Source organism: Paenarthrobacter sp. NPDC089714, assembly GCF_044748905.1.
Taxonomy (GTDB): Bacteria; Actinomycetota; Actinomycetes; order Actinomycetales; family Micrococcaceae; genus Arthrobacter.
Map to the genome: position 1 here is coordinate 62,153 of NZ_JBIVGX010000005.1, position 15,266 is coordinate 77,418.

A 15,266-nucleotide genomic window follows, 5' to 3' on the forward strand; every position below is an offset into this window, starting at 1 on the left:
CAACGAAAGCGAACCTTATGGCTACTGATTACGACGCCCCGCGCAAGACCGAAGAAGAGTCTCCCGCTGAATCGCTTGAAGCCCTTCAACAGTCCCGTGGGACCGGTGCCCAGACTGCTGTCATCGATGTCGATGAAAACGACACCGCCGAAGGCATCGACCTCCCGGGCGCCGATCTTTCAAATGAAGAATTGACCGTTGTGGTGGTTCCCGAGCAGTCGGATGAATTCACCTGTGCTTCCTGTTTCCTGGTCCGTCACCGGTCCCAGGTGGCGTTGGAAAAGAACGGCCTTAAATACTGCAAGGACTGCGAAGGCTGAGCCACTTCGCGGCGCAACGGACCCCATCTGACCAGGAATGGCCGGGTGGGGTTTTTACGTGCCCAATATCACGCCACGGTCACGTGATCTTGGGTTACGAACGGGGTGCCGGAACTACAAGGAATGGCGTTCCAGGGGAGCCAAAATGCCCACTGCATGACCTTTCCGTGACCACCGAAATATCCCCCTAACGGTTGGGCGCCGAAGCGGAAACGAGCGGTCCAAATGCGGGGTGACGCTCCTATTCTGGTGGTATCCAACCCGCCTTGAAGGGGGCAAAAAATGAGGAAAATCAGCGCCGGAATGGGAGCCGTGGTCGCGGTTGCCGGTCTCGGGCTGGTGGCGCCGGGCCCTGCCTCGGCATCACCGTATTGCGGGATCATGTGGGGATCGCTGGCAAAGGCCGATCCGGACATGAGCTCCGCGAATGTCACGAGCGTCCGCACAGGCCAACAGGCCTGCTACGACCGTTTGGTGATCGACCTTTCCGGCAAAGTGGCCGGATACTCCGTGCAGTATGTTCCGGTGGTGGTCCAGGATGGCTCGGGCTTTGAGATCCCGTTGCTGGGCGACGCCGATCTCCAAGTGACTGTCACGGCACCGTCCTACAACCAGGGCGGCCAAGCTACGTATGTTCCTGCGGCGAAGGCCGAACTCTCCAACGTCTCGGGCTACCAGACATTCCGACAGGTGGCCTATGCGGGCAGCTTCGAAGGCTACACGAGCGTGGGGCTGGGTGTCCGTGCCCGGCTTCCGTTCCGGGTGTTCACCTTAAACGGGCCCGACGGCGGCTCCCGCCTGGTAGTGGACGTGGCGCACCACTGGTAGGCCTCCCAAGACACGGCCACACACGGGGAAAGCTGCCGGTTCGTACGGAAAATTCCGTGCGAACCGGCAGCTTTCCAGCGAACTGCGCGTGGTCGGGTCAGGGCAGGTCAGGCCTACTCGGGGACCACCAACGCAGGAGTGTCCTTGCGGATGGTCTCTCCGCGGAAGAACCCCGGCCGCACGCGGGACATGATCAGCATGACCACCGCACCCATCGCCAGGATCCCTACGCCGAGGACAAACACCAGGCCCACACCGAAGATCTCCGAGCCGCTGCCGAACTCCGGAGCCCAGCTGTCCACGGCCGTCTGCAGGAACACGACGAACAGTCCAACGCCACCCAGCAGCGGGCACAGGAGCCGCAGGAAGAAATTGCGGGCACTCGTGAAGACGCTGTTCCGGAAATACCAAACGCAGGCAATGGCGGTGAGCCCGTAGTAGAAGCAGATCATCAGGCCCAGGGCCAGGATGGTGTCGTTCAGGACGTTTTCGCTGATCACGTGCATCACCGCGTAGAAGCCCGCGGACAGGACGCCGGCAGCGATGGTGGCGAAGCCCGGCGTCGAGAATTTCCGGCTCATGTGGCTGAAACGCTCGGGCAGGGCGCCGTAGTGCGCCATGGCCAGCAGGCTGCGGGACGGCGACGTGAACGTGGACTGCAGTGAGGCCGCTGAACTCGAGAGGACCGCGAGGGACATGAGGATCGCGAACGGTCCCATCACCGGTGACGCGAGGGCCGTGAACACGTTGGCGTGGTTCTCCTCGTTGTTCAGCCCGATTCCGGTGTCCCCAACGCCGGCGAACATCATGGTGGCGATGGTAACCAGCAGGTAGATGCCCAGCACGATCACTGCGGTCAGGGTTCCTGCTGCGCCCGCTGTCTTCTTGCCGTTGGCCGTCTCCTCGTTCACGGTGAGGCACACATCCCAGCCCCAGTACACGAAGATGGAGAGCGAGATGCCGGCCGCTACCTGCCCGAAGGTTTCAATCTTGGTGACGTCGAACCAGTCCCAGCTGAACGGCACGGCGGTCTCCGAAGTGGACCAGTTGGCGAAGGCCATGGCCACGAAGAGGCCCAAAACCAGCAGCTGGAACCCCACCAGGCCGTACTGCACGATCTTGGTGGTGTGCAGGCCCCGGTAACTGACCCACACTGCCAGTGCCACGAAGACGAAGCAGGTGAGGACGTTGACCACCTTGTCACCGGCGAGGTCGGCGAGTTCCGGGTTGCCGGTTGCCTGGGCCAGGAACAGGTAGAAGAAGTCCACGGCCACGCCGGCCAGGTTGGACAGGACGATGATGTTGGCTGCCAGCAGGCCCCAACCGCCCATCCAGCCCACCCAGGGGCCGAACGCCTTGGTGACCCAGGTGAACGTGGTTCCACTGTCCGGGGAGTCCGCGTTGAGTTCCCGGTAGGCGAGGGACACCAGGATCATCGGAATGAACCCGATCAGGAAGATCACGGGCAGTTGCAGCCCGGCTTCGTTGACCGTGGGTCCGAGCGCGCTGGTGAGCGTATACGCCGGGGCGATGGTTGAAATGCCAAGAACGACGACGGCGAGGAGCCCCAACTGCCCCGTCTTCAGTCCCTTGCCGCTGATGTTGTGCGACGTTGCAGCGTCAGTGCCGCTGCTTCGGATTGTCTGGCTCATGGAAGGCCCTTTCTAGATGGCCGTAGGCTGCTGCTGCGTGATGCAGTGGATGCCGCCACCCCGTGCAAACAGCTCGCGGGCGTCAACACTGACCACGCGGCGGCCGGGGTAGGCATCGGCGAGAAGGCGGAGGGCTTTCTCGTCCATGGGGTCGTTGAAGCTGCAGGCGATGACCCCGCCATTGACTACGAGGTGGTTGATGTAGCTGTAGTCCACAAACCCCTCGTCGTCGGTGAGTGTTTCCGGTGCGGGAACCTCGATGATGTTCCACTCCCGGCCTGCTGCGTCATGGGTGGTGCGCAGGAAGTCGATGATTTCCCGGGAGACTTTGTAATCCGGGTGTTCCGGGTTCTGCTGCGAATGGACCAGCAGCGTTCCCGGGCTGGGGATGGCTGCCACGATGTCCACGTGGCCTCGGGTTCCGAACTTCTCGGAATCACGGGTCAGGCCGCGGGGGAGCCACACGACGTGCGTCGCGCCGATGGTGCGGGCCAACTCTTGCTCGATGTCGGCCTTGGTCAGGCCCGGGTTGCGGCCCTGGTCCAGCTGCACGGTTTCGGTCACCAGCACGGTTCCTTCACCGTCAACCTGGATTCCGCCGCCCTCGTTGACAATGCCGGACGGGAAGTGCTGGACCCCGGCCCGGCCGGAGACGAATTCGGCGATGAGGGAGTCCTTGTCCCACGCGGCCCAATCCTGGCCACCCCAACCGTTGAAGATCCAGTCCACGGCGCCGAGCTTCTTGTTGGCATCGAGCACGAAGGACGGTCCGATGTCCCGCATCCAGGCGTCGTTCAGTTCCGCCGTCAGTACCTCGACGCGAGGGTCCAGGTAGCGCGCGGCCGTTTCGACGTCGTCGGGCGCTACCACCATGGTGACCGGCTCGAACTCAAGGATGGCGTTGGCGACGGCCGCCCACGTGGAGCGAGCGGCGTGTGCCTCTTCGTCGGTCTCGCCCAGGGTGTAGCCGCCGGTGGGGAAGGCCATCCAGACGCGGTCCTGCGGGGCCGTTTCCGACGGCATGCGCCAGGCGCTCACGCGGAGACCGCCTGGGGCTGGGAGCCGAGCGGTGCATCAGCGTTCACCGGTTCGGTGAGGCGGGCGTACGTTTCCGGGCGGCGGGTGGCGAGGAACGGGAAGAGCGTCAGCCAGTCCTTGCGCTGGTCGAGGTCCAGGTCAGCCACCAGGACTGCGGACTCATCGCGCGGTGCCTGGACGAGGATGCGGCCGTACGGATCGGAGATGAAGGAGGATCCGTAGAAGTTCAGGGTTCCTTCGCTGCCGTGGCGGTTCGGGGCGATCATGAACAGTCCGTTGGCGATGCCGTTGCCCACGATCACCTGCTGCCACAGCGGCTGGGTATCGAAGTCCGGGTGGTCCGGTTCGGAACCGATGGCCGTGGGGTAGACCAGGATTTCGGCGCCGCCCAGGGAGTACACGCGGGCCAGTTCCGGGAACCATTCGTCCCAGCACGTGGGCATGCCCAGGCGGGCGCCGCCCAGCTCGGCGGGTGCGTGCACGGCGTAGGCATCATCGGAGTCCGGGCCCTGGCGGAAGAACTTGTCCTCGTAGTAGCCGGCCGTCACGGGGATGTGCAGCTTGTGGGTGCGGGCAACGAGCTCGCCGGCGGGGGAGACCAGGATGGCGGTGTTGAGGCCCAGCCCGTCATCGCTGCCGTCCGGGTTCTCGGCCTTTTGGTACAAGGACGCGTGGACGGAGACGCCGAACGTCCTGGCTGCTTCTGCGGCGAAGGTGAAGGTGGGGCCCGTGAGGAGGTCCTCGGTGATGTCCGAGGGGCGGATGCCTGCAGCGGGGTTGTTCTCCGGGCGGGTGTCCGCCGGGTAGCGGGAGAGCGTCAGCTCAGGGAGGAAGACAACGGTGGCTCCCAGCTTGGCCGCACGCTCGATGCCCTCGTTGAGCTCGGCGCGCAGGACGGCTTCGTCGGCATGCCAGCGGTGCTGGACGACGCCGACCCGCAGCGGGGTGCGGGTGGACGGTTCGGTGCGTGCCAGGGAAGTCGGGGCTTCGAGGCGGGTAATTTCTATCATGATGGCATGTACTCCGGTGAGACGACTGTCACTAAATGAATAGCGTTCATTTAGTATGGCGGGAGTCACGCCGGAGCGCAAGGGTAGAAATGAACCTCGTTCTTTTATGACCGCCCGAGTGGCAGTGTTCAGCGCTTGGGGCGGGTCCTCACATGCATGCGCTCGCCTTGCTGGCCGAAGAGTGTCAGGAGTTCCACCGGCTCCGAGGTTGCGCTCGCGAACCAATGCGGTGTGCGGGTGTCGAATTCCGCGGCTTCGCCGGCCTTGAGGATGAAGTCGTTCTCTCCCAGGATCAGCCTGAGCTTGCCGTTGAGGATGTACATCCAGTCGTAGCCCTCGTGGGACTGTGGGGTGGGTTCTTCCTTGCCGGTCCCTCCCGGCAGGATCATCTTGAAGGCCTGAATGCCGCCGGCTCTCTTGGTTAATGGCAAAGCGGTTCCCCAGTGGTGGACATGGGGCTTGAGGTGGATGCGGGGATCGCCCGTTTCCGGCGCGTCGATGAGTTCCTCGAGGGGGACCTGGTGCAGCCGGGCAATGGGCAACAGGAGTTCCAAGGTGGGCTTGCGCTGGCCGGATTCGAGCCGGGAGAGCGTGCTGACCGAAATGCCCGTGGCCTCGGAGGCCTCCGCGAGCGTCACGTTTTTCCGGGTGCGCAGGTCCCGAAGCCTGGGGCCGACGGAATCGAGGAGTTTGCTGAAATCGGAATCCATGGTTCTAGTTTGCCATAGCAGCAAACTTTCTTGCTGTTCTCTGCGAGGCCGCGAAACGATGGAATCACGGTGTTGTGGGGCCCGCTTTGCGCCTTGGTTCGATGACAGGGCCCACGCCGCCTGGGTTCCCTGACTGAGCTTGCGAAGTTAGGGAGGCGGTGGGGATCCGGAGGGCCCCGCAACGGATGAAGGGAAGAGTATGGAACAGCAGTACGACGTTGTAGTGATCGGTGGCGGAGCGGCCGGGTTGAGTGCGGCCGTCACGTTGGGCAGGGCATTGCGCTCGGTGCTGGTCATCGACGCAGGAGAGCCCAGGAATGCGCCGGCGGCAGGCGTCCACGGATTCCTGTCCCGGGACGGCATGAGCCCGCTGGACCTGCTCGCTGTAGGGCGGGAGGAAGTCCGGAAGTACGGCGGCAGCATCGTGGAAGGGGCTGCGGTAGCGGCGCGCTCGACGGCGGAACCCGGCCCGGGCGCGGAGCCCGCCTTTGCGGTGGAGCTGGCTGATGGGCGGTTGGTTGCGGCGCGGCGTTTGCTCGTTGCGACCGGCCTGAAGGACGTGCTCCCGGACATCGAGGGCATCCGCGAACGCTGGGGCAAGGACGTGCTGCATTGCCCGTACTGCCACGGCTGGGAGGTGCGGAACAAGGCGATCGGGATCCTGGGAAGCGGGCCGATGTCCATGCATCAGGCTCTGCTCTTCCGGCAATGGAGCCCGGACATCACCCTGTTCCTCAATGGCGTGGTGGAGCCAACTGAGGAAGAGTGGGATCAGCTGGCAGCCCGTTCCATCACGGTGGTTGACGGCAAAGTGGCGTCCCTCAAGGCCGAGCATGATGCTTTGTCCGGCGTCACCCTGGAATCGGGTCAGACCATCCCCGTGGAGGCCGCAGTAGTGGGGCCGCGGATGGAGGCGCGGTCAGGTGTCCTTGAGTCGCTCGGTATCCAACCGGCCGAGCATCCCATGGGAGTGGGACACCACGTGGAAACCACGGCCCTTGGCGGTGCGACATCGGTCCCCGGCGTGTGGGTGGCCGGTAATGTCACGGACCTGACGGGGCAGGTGGTGGCCGCAGCTGCCGCGGGCAACATGGCCGGAGCGGTGATCAACGCCGACCTCATGGTGGCCGAAACCCGGATGGCGGTGGAGGCAGCCCGGCAGGGGTCTCTCGCAACGGTTCGCTGACGGACTAGCGTGGTGCCCAGATCCTTCCGAGCCTTGAGATGGGACACCATGAGAATCGTTGTTATCGGCGGTAGTGGACACATCGGCAGCTTTCTGGTGCCGCGGCTGGTGCGGGGTGGCCACGAGGTCATCAACGTCAGCCGCGGGAACCGGGCACCCTATGTGGAAAGTCCGGAATGGAGCCAGGTCCATAGCGTGGCGGCCGATCGGGAGCAGGAGGACCGGGAGGGCACCTTCGGTCAGCGGATCGCGGAACTGCGTGCCGACGTCGTGATTGACCTGGTGTGCTTCACGCTCGAATCAGCCGCGGCGTTGGTTGAACGCTTGCGCGGCGAGGCCGGGCACCTGCTGCACTGCGGTTCCATTTGGCGTTATGGGCCAAGCCGGAAGGTTCCCATTCCCGAGGAAGCCGACCTCCCGCCGTACGGTGAATACGGGATCCAGAAGGACCGGATCGCCCGGATGCTCAAGGAGGAAACCGCGAACGGTGGGCTGGCCACCACGTCGCTGCATCCCGGCCACATCGTGGGTCCGGGCTGGCAGCCCATTGGCCCGCTGGGCAACCTGGACCCGGACGTCTGGCACACGCTGTCCGCGGGCGAACTACTGACAATCCCCGGCAGCGGGACGGAGCTCATGCACCACGTGCACGCCGATGACTTGGCGCAGGCCTTCGACAAGGCAGTGGAGCGCCGGCGGGAGGCGGCGGGGGAGGACTTTAACATCGTGGCTCCCACCGCCCTCAGCGTCCGCGGGTACGCCGAGATCGCGGCCGGGTGGTTCGGGCAGGCAGCCCGGCTCAACGCCGTCAGCTGGGACGAGTTCCGCGGCTCCATTCCGGAAGAGCATGCCGAGGCCAGCTGGGCGCACTTGCACCGCAACCATTGCTTCTCCATCAGAAAGGCCGAACGGCTCCTCGGATACCAGCCACGCTACGAGCCGGACGCGGCCGTGCTCGAATCCATCCAGTGGCTTGTCGCTAACGGGAAACTGCGCGTGGCGGGAGGGCTGCGGCCAAGCAATTAACGGTCGACTTGTGGCCTGAAGGCGAGGACGATTAAAGAGCAGCCATTGAAGGAGGTTGGTATGTGCTACGCGTACTATCAGGACTTCGAGCGGCGCACGAAGAAGGACTCCGCGCGCAAACCCGAAACCCGCAAGACTGAGGAAACCCCGGTTCAGCCCGTCGAGAAGCGACCACAGACAGAAGGCACGCTGTGGACGTTCCTGGCCCGCCGGCGTCGGGAATTCGAAGTCTCCGAACCGGAGACCGAACGCATTCGCGAGAAAGTCTGATTCAAGCAACGCGGGGTCACTTGCAGCCCATCCAGAGGGGGATTATGGGCCGTCAGTGACCCCGCGTTGTTTTAAGCCGGGGCGGTGGTTGTGCTCCGGAGAACCAGCGCGGGTTCGATGAGGGTGCGCTCTGGTTGCAGGCCGTCGTTCTCGAGGCGTGCCAGCAGGCGGCGTGCCGCGTCCATTCCCACCACATCGCTTCGGTTGTCGATGGATGTCAGGTCCAGGTAACGCGACTTCGCCAGGGGCGAGTTGTCGTAGCCAATCACCGAGACATCCGATGGCACGGACAGCCCGCGTGCCTTGAGCGCGGCGAAGGCTCCCAGCGCCATGGTGTCGTTGGCGGCGAAGATCGCGGTGGTGTCCGGATGGTGGTCCAGGAGCCAGCATGCGGACGCATAACCGTCCTCTTCCGATGTTCCGCCGGATTCGGCAACTACTGCGTCCGCACCCGCAGTCTCCATGGCGCGGCGGAAACCCGCCCGCCGGTGGGCGGAGGCGCCGTCGTGCCCTGACAGGTGGCCAATGCGTGTGTGGCCCAGGTGCAGAAGGTGGTTCGTTGCCATGGCGCCGCCGAGGTCGTCATCGTTGGTGATCAGGTCGGCTCCTGCGGGGACACCCTGGCGCCAACCGGCGACGACGGTGGGCACCCAGGTGCGGGCCAGCATGGACTCGCTGGGCTCGGCGGCGATGACCAGGGCGTCCACGTGCATGGCGAGGAGGCCGTCCGTGGCTTCCTTGATCCGGTTCTCGCCGGGCCGCGAATCGGCCAGGGTGACTTGGTAGCCGGGATCGGAGAGGACAGATTCCATGCCGCGGAGCAGGTCCACGAACCAGAGGTTCCGGTAGTCGTCGATGACCAGCCCGATGCTCTTGGTGCGGTTGCTGGCCAGGGTGGTCGCAGCGCGGCTGGGCCGGTAGCCGAGTTCGTTGATGGCGTTGTGCACGGCGTCCCGGCGCTTGGCGCTGACCCTCTCGGGGTCCTTCAGGAAGAGCGAAACCAACGACGGCGAGACACCGGCCTGGGTGGCGACGTCGTAGAGGGTGGGGCGTCGGGGCTGGGGAGCGGGCCGCGCGTCGGGTGTTTTCACGGAGTTAAGCATGCCTTTCGGGTCTGCTTTCGAGGATAGTCGGCCAATGATTGACAGGACATATGGACATGGTTACGATCAATGCCAGTGCAAAAATTGTAGCGCTACAAAATGCCGTTCAGTGCCCCCTCTGACGGCGGAAGTTCGAAGGAGAAATCATGGCTGAAAGCCTCGGCGTCGCCGTTATTGGTGCAGGCATGGCGGGTAAGGCCCACGCCGCCGCGTACCGCACGGCCTCTGCCCTCTACAGCCCGGTGCTGCCCCAGGTGCGGCTTGTCTCGATCGGCGACGTGAACGCCGAATTCGGATCCCTGGCCGCGCGCCGTTTCGGGTACGAACGCAACGACACGTCGTGGCAGGCCATTGCCGAGGCCGACGACATTGACGTGGTCAGCGTTGTGATTGCCAACTCGCTGCACCGTGAAGTGGTGGAGGGATTGTTGGCGGCCGGCAAGCACGTGCTGTGCGAGAAGCCGCTGAGCGACACCCTGGAGGACGCCCGCGCCATGGCAGACGCCGCCCGCGCCGCCGAGGCCCGCGGGAACCTGGCCCGCATCGGGTTCACGTTCCGCCGCACCCCCGGCATCGCCTACATCCGGGAGTTGATCCAGAACGGCGTACTGGGCAACGTGCTGCACTTCAGCGGCCGGTACTGGACCGACTACGGCTTCAGCCCCTCGGCCCCCATGAGCTGGCGGTACAAGGGCGGACCCGGCTCCGGCGCGCTGGCCGACGTCGGCAGCCACCTCACGTACGTCTCCGAGTTCCTGTGCGGCGATATCACGTCCATCAGCGGCGGCCGGCTGACCACCGCGATCGACAAGCGTCCGCTGCCGCTCAGCGCGGTCATGGGCCACGACCACGTGGCCGTCAGCGACACGTTCGAGGCGGTGGAAAACGACGACTACGCAGCCTTCAACGCCGAGTTCGCCAATGGTGCGGGCAGCTTCGAAGTGTCCCGGGTTGCTGCCGGGCACGCCAACAGCCTGCAGTTCGAGGTGTTCTGCGAAAACGGCGGCGCGAAGTTCGACCAGCGCCGCCCCAACGAAATCCAGCTCTTCCTCAACGACGACTCCGGTATCCAGAACGGGTACCGCCAGGTCATCCTCGGACCGGGCCACCCGTACATCGCAGGCGGTCTGGCCATGGATGCGCCCGAAGTCGGTTTCGGCCAGAACGACGCCTTCGGATACCAGGCCCGCGCCTTCCTCGAAGAAATTGCCGGCCTGTCCGAAGCAGAGTCCCTGCCCCGCTGCGCCACGTTCGACGAGGGCGTCCGCAACATGGAACTCCTCGGTGCCGTCACCGAATCCGCCCTGAACAACGGAAAGAAGATCACGCTATGAAACTCGGCGTCTACAACGCGATCCTGCACGACCGCCCGCTTCCCGAAGCCCTGAAGGTCATCGCCGATCTTGGCCTGACCGGCATCGAGATCAACACCGGCGGGTTCCTGCCCGCAACCCACGTACCCACCATGGACCAAATCCTGGAAAGCGATGCCGCCCGCGATGACTACCTGGGACTCTTTGAAGGCACCGGAGTGTCCATCGCCGGCCTGAACTGCAACGGAAACCCGCTGCACCCGCGCCGCGAAATCGGCGAGAAGCACGCCGAGGACATCCGCCGCTCCATCCGCCTGGCGCAGCGTCTTGGCCAGGACCGGGTAGTGACCATGTCCGGGCTGCCCGGCGGCGAACCCGGCGCCACCGTGGTGAACTGGGTGGTCAACGCCTGGAACTCCGCCGCGCTGGACGTCCTGGATTACCAGTGGGGCGTGGCCGCGGAGTTCTGGAAGGAAACCGACCGCCTCGCAGCAGACCACGGCGTCAAGGTCGCGTTGGAGCTGCACCCGCAGAACATCGTGTTCAACACCGCCGACGTGCACAAGCTCATTGAACTCACCGGAGCCACCCATGTGGGCGTTGAACTGGACGCATCCCACCTGTTCTGGCAGCAAATGGACCCCGTCACCGTGGTCCGCGAACTCGGCCCGCTGGTGTTCCAGGCCGCCGCGAAGGACGTCCGCGTCAACAAGGACAATGCCGCCCTCTACGGTGTGCTGGACAACAGCTTCCGCAGGCTCTCGGCGGAGGAGAACCGCACCAACCTGGGCGGGGACGAGTGGGCCAACGAATGGCCGAAGAACTCCGCTTGGGACTTCGTTGCCCTGGGCCGCGGACACGACACCGCGTACTGGACCGAGTTCCTCCGCGCCCTCCACGAGGTAGACCCCAACATGCTGGTCAACATCGAACACGAGGACGTCTCCCTCGGCCGGATCGAAGGACTCGAAGTCGCAGCCAAAGTCCTCCGCGACGCCGACGCCGCCCTCGAAGCATCGCTGAACGTCACCGCATGATGCGTATTGGAGTGGTGGGGTACGGCGTCGGGGGGAAATACTTCCACGCACCGTTCATCGAAGCCGCCGAGGAGGTGGAGCTCGCCGGAATCGTGGCACGCTCCGAGCCCAAGCGGGCCGAGGTGCAGGCCGACTATCCGGGGCTTCCCGTGTACGAAAGCCTGAAGGAGATGCTCGCTGCCGGGGTGGACGCCGTCACCATCACCACTCCGCCGCACACCCGCAGGGACCTGGTGCTCGAGGCCCTTGCCGCGGGCGTGCACGTGGTGGCAGACAAGCCGTTTGGCCCGACGGCGGCTGCCGGACAAGAGTTGGTGGACGCTGCGAAGGAGGCGGGTGCGGTGTTGAACGTGTTCCACAACCGACGCCGCGACGCCGATATTCTCACGCTCGCCAACGTCCTGTCCTCGGGGGAGTTGGGCGAGCCGTGGCGGGTCCACTCGATCATGGACCAGGACAGTGCGGACACTTTGGAGGTCGGTCCAACCGGGGGACTGTTGCGGGATTTGGGCAGCCACCTGGTGGACCAGATGCTGTGGCTCCTGGGACCGGCGACGCACGTGCACGCGAAGCTCGACTGGACGGAACGGTTCGGGGAACGGACCGACTGCGGCTTCTTCATCACGCTGACCCATGCCTCGGGTGCCCTGTCCACGGTCTCGGCCACCAAGCTGAACCATTCCACCACGCGGGAACTGCGGGCTTACGGGAGCCAAGGAAGCTACATCGCCTCCGGCGCCGACGTGCAGGCCGAAGCGTTGTTTGCCGGGCGCCGTCCGGCAGCGGATCCGGAGAACTGGGGGATTGATGTTCCTGGGAATGCAGGAATCCTGGCGGTCAACGGAAGCTCCAAACGCATCCCCTCGGCCCAAGGCAACTACGCCACGTTCTACACGGAGTTCGCCCGGGCCGTCCGGGGCGAGGGGCCGGAGCCGGTTCCAGCCGAGGAGGGAGTGCGGACGCTCGAAGTACTGGACGCGGCCCGCCTCAGCGATGCAGAACAGCGGGCAGTGGCGCTCTAGCTGATCCAAGCCCGTCCCAACGGACGACTCACCCTGGAACGCCGCGGTGAATGGTCCGTTGGGCGGGGTTTTGCGTTTAGGAACCGAGCTCTGCCCGCAGCGGGTACGTGCCGCCGTCGAGGATCACCTGGATGCACGTGCCCGTGGACGGGTTGAGGACGATCGGCGCCATGAGGTTCACCGTGGTCTTATCTGCCGAGGGATTCACTACCACCAAAGTGGTCCCCTCCGTGGGGGCCAGTCCAACGGCTTCCAGCGCAAAGCCCGGAATGGCCGGGGTGTAGTCCGGCACGTACACCGAAGCGTCGGCGACGAACATCCGTACCTGCGGATTCGTGGCCTCCAAGGCGAACAAGCCATCGGCACCCGGAACACCACGCAGGGTGAAACCTTCCGCGGCCTCGAGTCCGGGCAGGGGAGCCGCGAAAACCAAGGACGTGCTCATCGCAGGAAATCCATCAACGTAGGCTGCAATACCTTGGCGGTCACCGCGAGGGCCACCTGATAGTTGGTCTCCTGCACCTTCAAGTCCATGACAGCCTTTCCCAAATCCAGGTCTTCCACCCGGGACCTCTGCGTTTCCAGCGTAGCCTTCATCCCTTCCAATGAGTCCTGGGCCTGGCCCAGGCGTGTTTGCCGCATGCCCACATCGGCGCGGCCATCGATGACTGACTGGATCCCGACGCCAACGGCCGCAAGCCGACCGTTGGGGTTGACCCCGGCGCGGATGTCAGCCACAACATCACCCACCATGGCGAAAACCGAGCCGGCGCCGCTGCCGAAGATCGCACCGCCGTCGGAATCCACGCGCACGGTCCGCGATGCATCCACCCGACGCTCCACCGAGGCTCCGGCCCCACCGTTGAACACGGGGGGAGTGGCGTTGGTGAACGCGCCGTCCGTATCCGAGCTGCCTGCGAAAACGTTGCGGCCCAGGTACTGCGTGTTGGCCTGCGTCAGGAGGTCCTTGCCGAGGCCTTCGATTTCGACGGCGATGGCCTCCTTGGCGGAATCGTTCAGCGTGCCGTTGGCCACCTGGACCACGAGGTCCCGCACCCGGTTCAGGATGTTGGTGGACTGGCCCAACGCCGTGTCAGCCGCTGCGAGCCAGCCGTTTCCGTCGCTGATATTGCTGCCGTACTGGTTGGCCGCGTTGAGCTGGCCCCGCAGGGCGATCGCCTGCGCGGCGCCGGCGGGATCGTCCGAGGGACGGTTGATGTTCTTGAGCGTGAGTGCGCGGTCCTGCAGCTCGGCCAGCCGGGTTTGTGCCGATTGCAGGCTGCGCTGCGACGAGGCCGCCATCATGTGGGTGGTCACGCGGTTGATCATGGCTTACCTTCCCACCAGTCCGGTGCGGTTGATGAGGACGTCCAAGGCCTCGTCGATCGCGGTCATCACACGGGCCGCGGCCTGGTAGGCGTGCTGCCCGGCGAGGAGGTTGATGTTTTCCTCGTCCAGGCTGACTCCGGCACCTGAGTTGCGCTGCCCGACGGCGGCAACTCCCGCTGCGTCGGCCAGTTGCGAATGCTGTTGAGCCGAGCGGGAGGCCATGCCGATCCCGGAAACGACTCCGCTCCAGAAAACATCCGGCGACGTGGAGGAGGAACCAATGAGGGAAAGGGAATCGGCGATGCTTCCATCCAACGCACCCGCGCCCGCAGCTCCCGTGGCGATTCCAGCCGCACTTCCCGGGACCACCCTGAGCGACAGGGCCGCAGGGACACCAGGTGTGGTGGCGAAGAAGTCCAGGTTGCCGGCACCGGTGGTGGACTGCCCGGTGCGGTGGATGGCGTTGACGTCGTTCATGAGCTGCGTTGCGAAGGCATCGTAGGATGCCGCGGCCTGGGCGAGGGCGCCGCCGGTGCCGCTCCCGTTGGCCGGTGCCAGGAGGGACACCGCCCCGGCGAGTTCACCGCCGTCGAGGTTTACCGCCATGCCCGGGCGGTCCGCCCATTCCAGCTGCACCGGTGTTGTGCTGCCGAGGGTCGTGGGGCCGGAGAGGGCCAGTTGCCGCGCTGACGTCCCGGAGACCAAGGCGTTGCCGCCGATAAAGACGTCCGCTGTGCCGTCGGGGTTCTCGCGGACCGTGCCCCCAGCCATGGCAGCGATGGACTCCGTCAGTTGGTTCCGGGCATCGATGAGCTCGTTCGCGGATCCGCCGGCAGCCACGGTGGACCGGATCCGCCCGTTGAGGTCGGCCACGCGCCCGGCGGCGGCGTTGAGCTCGTTGACGTTGGCCGCGGCTTCACCCCGGACCCGGCTCCACTGGGCGTCCAGGGCCTTGTAGCCCGCAGCAACGGTTTCAGTCACGGTGGCCGCTGACTCGAGCAGGACCGACGTCGGAGCGGACTCGCCCGGGTGGTTCGCCACTCCCTGCCACGCCGCCCAAAAGGTTTGCAACGCCGTCGAGAGCCCATGGGGGCCGGGTTCCTGCAACGAGTCCTCGAGCCGCTGCAATTCCGTGGACCGGATGGTCGCGTACCCGGATGCTGCGGCGGTGTTGCGGACACCCGCGTCGAGGAAGCTGCTGCCCAGCCTCGCGATTCCATCAACGGAGACTCCTTGTCCGGCCTGCCCGATGCCGGCGTTGAGCCCCACGGGGAGGGGTGCGCCAATGGCAGACTGTTCAATCCGTTGACGGGTATAACCGTCAGTGGAGGCGTTGGCGATGTTCTGGCCGGCCAGGTTGATGGCTTGTTGCGCTGCGGTGAGTCCGCGGTAGGCCGTGTTGAGTCCGCCGAAAGTGCTCAT

16 protein-coding genes are annotated in these 15,266 nt (G+C 65.2%); 8 read left to right on the forward strand and 8 right to left on the reverse strand.

Annotated elements, in window-relative coordinates:
- Nucleotides 1-17: 17 nt before the first annotated feature.
- Together ACIPY3_RS11110 and ACIPY3_RS11115 are read left to right on the forward strand one after the other, a co-directional pair.
- Nucleotides 18-320 (forward strand): DUF4193 domain-containing protein, encoded by a 303-nt coding sequence (locus tag ACIPY3_RS11110; RefSeq protein WP_387438096.1) that lies wholly within the window; start codon nucleotides 18-20, stop codon nucleotides 318-320.
- 282 nt (nucleotides 321-602) lie between these two features.
- The gene (locus tag ACIPY3_RS11115) at nucleotides 603-1,148 is read left to right on the forward strand and encodes a hypothetical protein (RefSeq protein WP_400333868.1); all 546 of its coding nucleotides are present in this window, start codon (nucleotides 603-605) and stop codon (nucleotides 1,146-1,148) included.
- Between the two features lie 113 nt (nucleotides 1,149-1,261).
- Here the strand turns inward: ACIPY3_RS11115 and ACIPY3_RS11120 are convergent, their stop codons facing one another.
- The 4 genes from ACIPY3_RS11120 to ACIPY3_RS11135 form a co-directional block, all read right to left on the reverse strand.
- Entirely contained in the window at nucleotides 1,262-2,800 is a 1,539-nt protein-coding gene (locus tag ACIPY3_RS11120; RefSeq protein WP_400333871.1) for an APC family permease, read from the reverse strand.
- A 12-nt stretch (nucleotides 2,801-2,812) separates the two neighbouring features.
- On the reverse strand, nucleotides 2,813-3,838 hold the full coding sequence (locus ACIPY3_RS11125; RefSeq protein ID WP_400333874.1) for an agmatine/peptidylarginine deiminase: 1,026 nt from the start codon (nucleotides 3,836-3,838) through the stop codon (nucleotides 2,813-2,815).
- A complete protein-coding gene (locus ACIPY3_RS11130) occupies nucleotides 3,835-4,848 on the reverse strand; it encodes a nitrilase-related carbon-nitrogen hydrolase (protein ID WP_400333877.1) in 1,014 nt (337 codons plus the stop codon). The genes ACIPY3_RS11125 and ACIPY3_RS11130 overlap by 4 nt, the downstream gene beginning before the upstream one ends.
- Before the next feature lie 128 nt (nucleotides 4,849-4,976).
- A complete protein-coding gene (locus tag ACIPY3_RS11135; RefSeq protein ID WP_400333879.1) occupies nucleotides 4,977-5,558 on the reverse strand; it encodes a helix-turn-helix domain-containing protein in 582 nt (193 codons plus the stop codon).
- Between the two features lie 199 nt (nucleotides 5,559-5,757).
- Between ACIPY3_RS11135 and ACIPY3_RS11140 the strand changes: the two genes are divergently transcribed.
- From ACIPY3_RS11140 to ACIPY3_RS11150, 3 genes are read left to right on the forward strand one after another with little or no spacing between them, the layout of a single operon-like run.
- Nucleotides 5,758-6,744, forward strand: a complete 987-nt coding sequence (locus ACIPY3_RS11140; RefSeq protein ID WP_400333882.1) for an NAD(P)/FAD-dependent oxidoreductase — start codon at nucleotides 5,758-5,760, stop codon at nucleotides 6,742-6,744.
- Between the two features lie 48 nt (nucleotides 6,745-6,792).
- The gene (locus ACIPY3_RS11145) at nucleotides 6,793-7,770 is read left to right on the forward strand and encodes an NAD-dependent epimerase/dehydratase family protein (protein ID WP_400333885.1); all 978 of its coding nucleotides are present in this window, start codon (nucleotides 6,793-6,795) and stop codon (nucleotides 7,768-7,770) included.
- Nucleotides 7,771-7,830: 60 nt separating this feature from the next.
- Nucleotides 7,831-8,040 (forward strand): hypothetical protein, encoded by a 210-nt coding sequence (locus ACIPY3_RS11150; protein WP_400333887.1) that lies wholly within the window; start codon nucleotides 7,831-7,833, stop codon nucleotides 8,038-8,040.
- 71 nt (nucleotides 8,041-8,111) lie between these two features.
- Here the strand turns inward: ACIPY3_RS11150 and ACIPY3_RS11155 are convergent, their stop codons facing one another.
- Nucleotides 8,112-9,131 (reverse strand): LacI family DNA-binding transcriptional regulator, encoded by a 1,020-nt coding sequence (locus ACIPY3_RS11155; protein WP_400333890.1) that lies wholly within the window; start codon nucleotides 9,129-9,131, stop codon nucleotides 8,112-8,114.
- 158 nt (nucleotides 9,132-9,289) lie between these two features.
- Between ACIPY3_RS11155 and ACIPY3_RS11160 the strand changes: the two genes are divergently transcribed.
- Genes ACIPY3_RS11160 through ACIPY3_RS11170 form a run of 3 tightly spaced genes read left to right on the forward strand, consistent with a single transcriptional unit; the run spans nucleotide 9,290 to nucleotide 12,515 of the window.
- The gene (locus tag ACIPY3_RS11160; protein WP_400333892.1) at nucleotides 9,290-10,477 is read left to right on the forward strand and encodes a Gfo/Idh/MocA family protein; all 1,188 of its coding nucleotides are present in this window, start codon (nucleotides 9,290-9,292) and stop codon (nucleotides 10,475-10,477) included.
- On the forward strand, nucleotides 10,474-11,493 hold the full coding sequence (locus tag ACIPY3_RS11165; protein WP_400333895.1) for a sugar phosphate isomerase/epimerase family protein: 1,020 nt from the start codon (nucleotides 10,474-10,476) through the stop codon (nucleotides 11,491-11,493). Before ACIPY3_RS11160 ends, ACIPY3_RS11165 begins: the two co-directional genes overlap by 4 nt.
- Nucleotides 11,493-12,515: a Gfo/Idh/MocA family protein gene (locus ACIPY3_RS11170; RefSeq protein ID WP_400334355.1), complete on the forward strand. Its 1,023-nt coding sequence runs from the start codon at nucleotides 11,493-11,495 to the stop codon at nucleotides 12,513-12,515. The genes ACIPY3_RS11165 and ACIPY3_RS11170 overlap by 1 nt, the downstream gene beginning before the upstream one ends.
- A gap of 76 nt (nucleotides 12,516-12,591) precedes the next feature.
- On the opposite strand, the gene ACIPY3_RS11175 is transcribed toward ACIPY3_RS11170, so the two are convergent.
- Genes ACIPY3_RS11175 through flgK form a run of 3 tightly spaced genes read right to left on the reverse strand, consistent with a single transcriptional unit; the run spans nucleotide 12,592 to nucleotide 15,266 of the window.
- Nucleotides 12,592-12,960 (reverse strand): flagellar assembly protein FliW, encoded by a 369-nt coding sequence (locus tag ACIPY3_RS11175; protein WP_400333898.1) that lies wholly within the window; start codon nucleotides 12,958-12,960, stop codon nucleotides 12,592-12,594.
- A complete protein-coding gene (flgL, locus tag ACIPY3_RS11180) occupies nucleotides 12,957-13,844 on the reverse strand; it encodes a flagellar hook-associated protein FlgL (protein WP_400333901.1) in 888 nt (295 codons plus the stop codon). The genes ACIPY3_RS11175 and flgL overlap by 4 nt, the downstream gene beginning before the upstream one ends.
- Nucleotides 13,845-13,847: 3 nt before the next feature.
- Complete coding sequence (gene flgK / locus ACIPY3_RS11185) at nucleotides 13,848-15,266, reverse strand: flagellar hook-associated protein FlgK (protein WP_400333903.1); 1,419 nt, start codon at nucleotides 15,264-15,266, stop codon at nucleotides 13,848-13,850.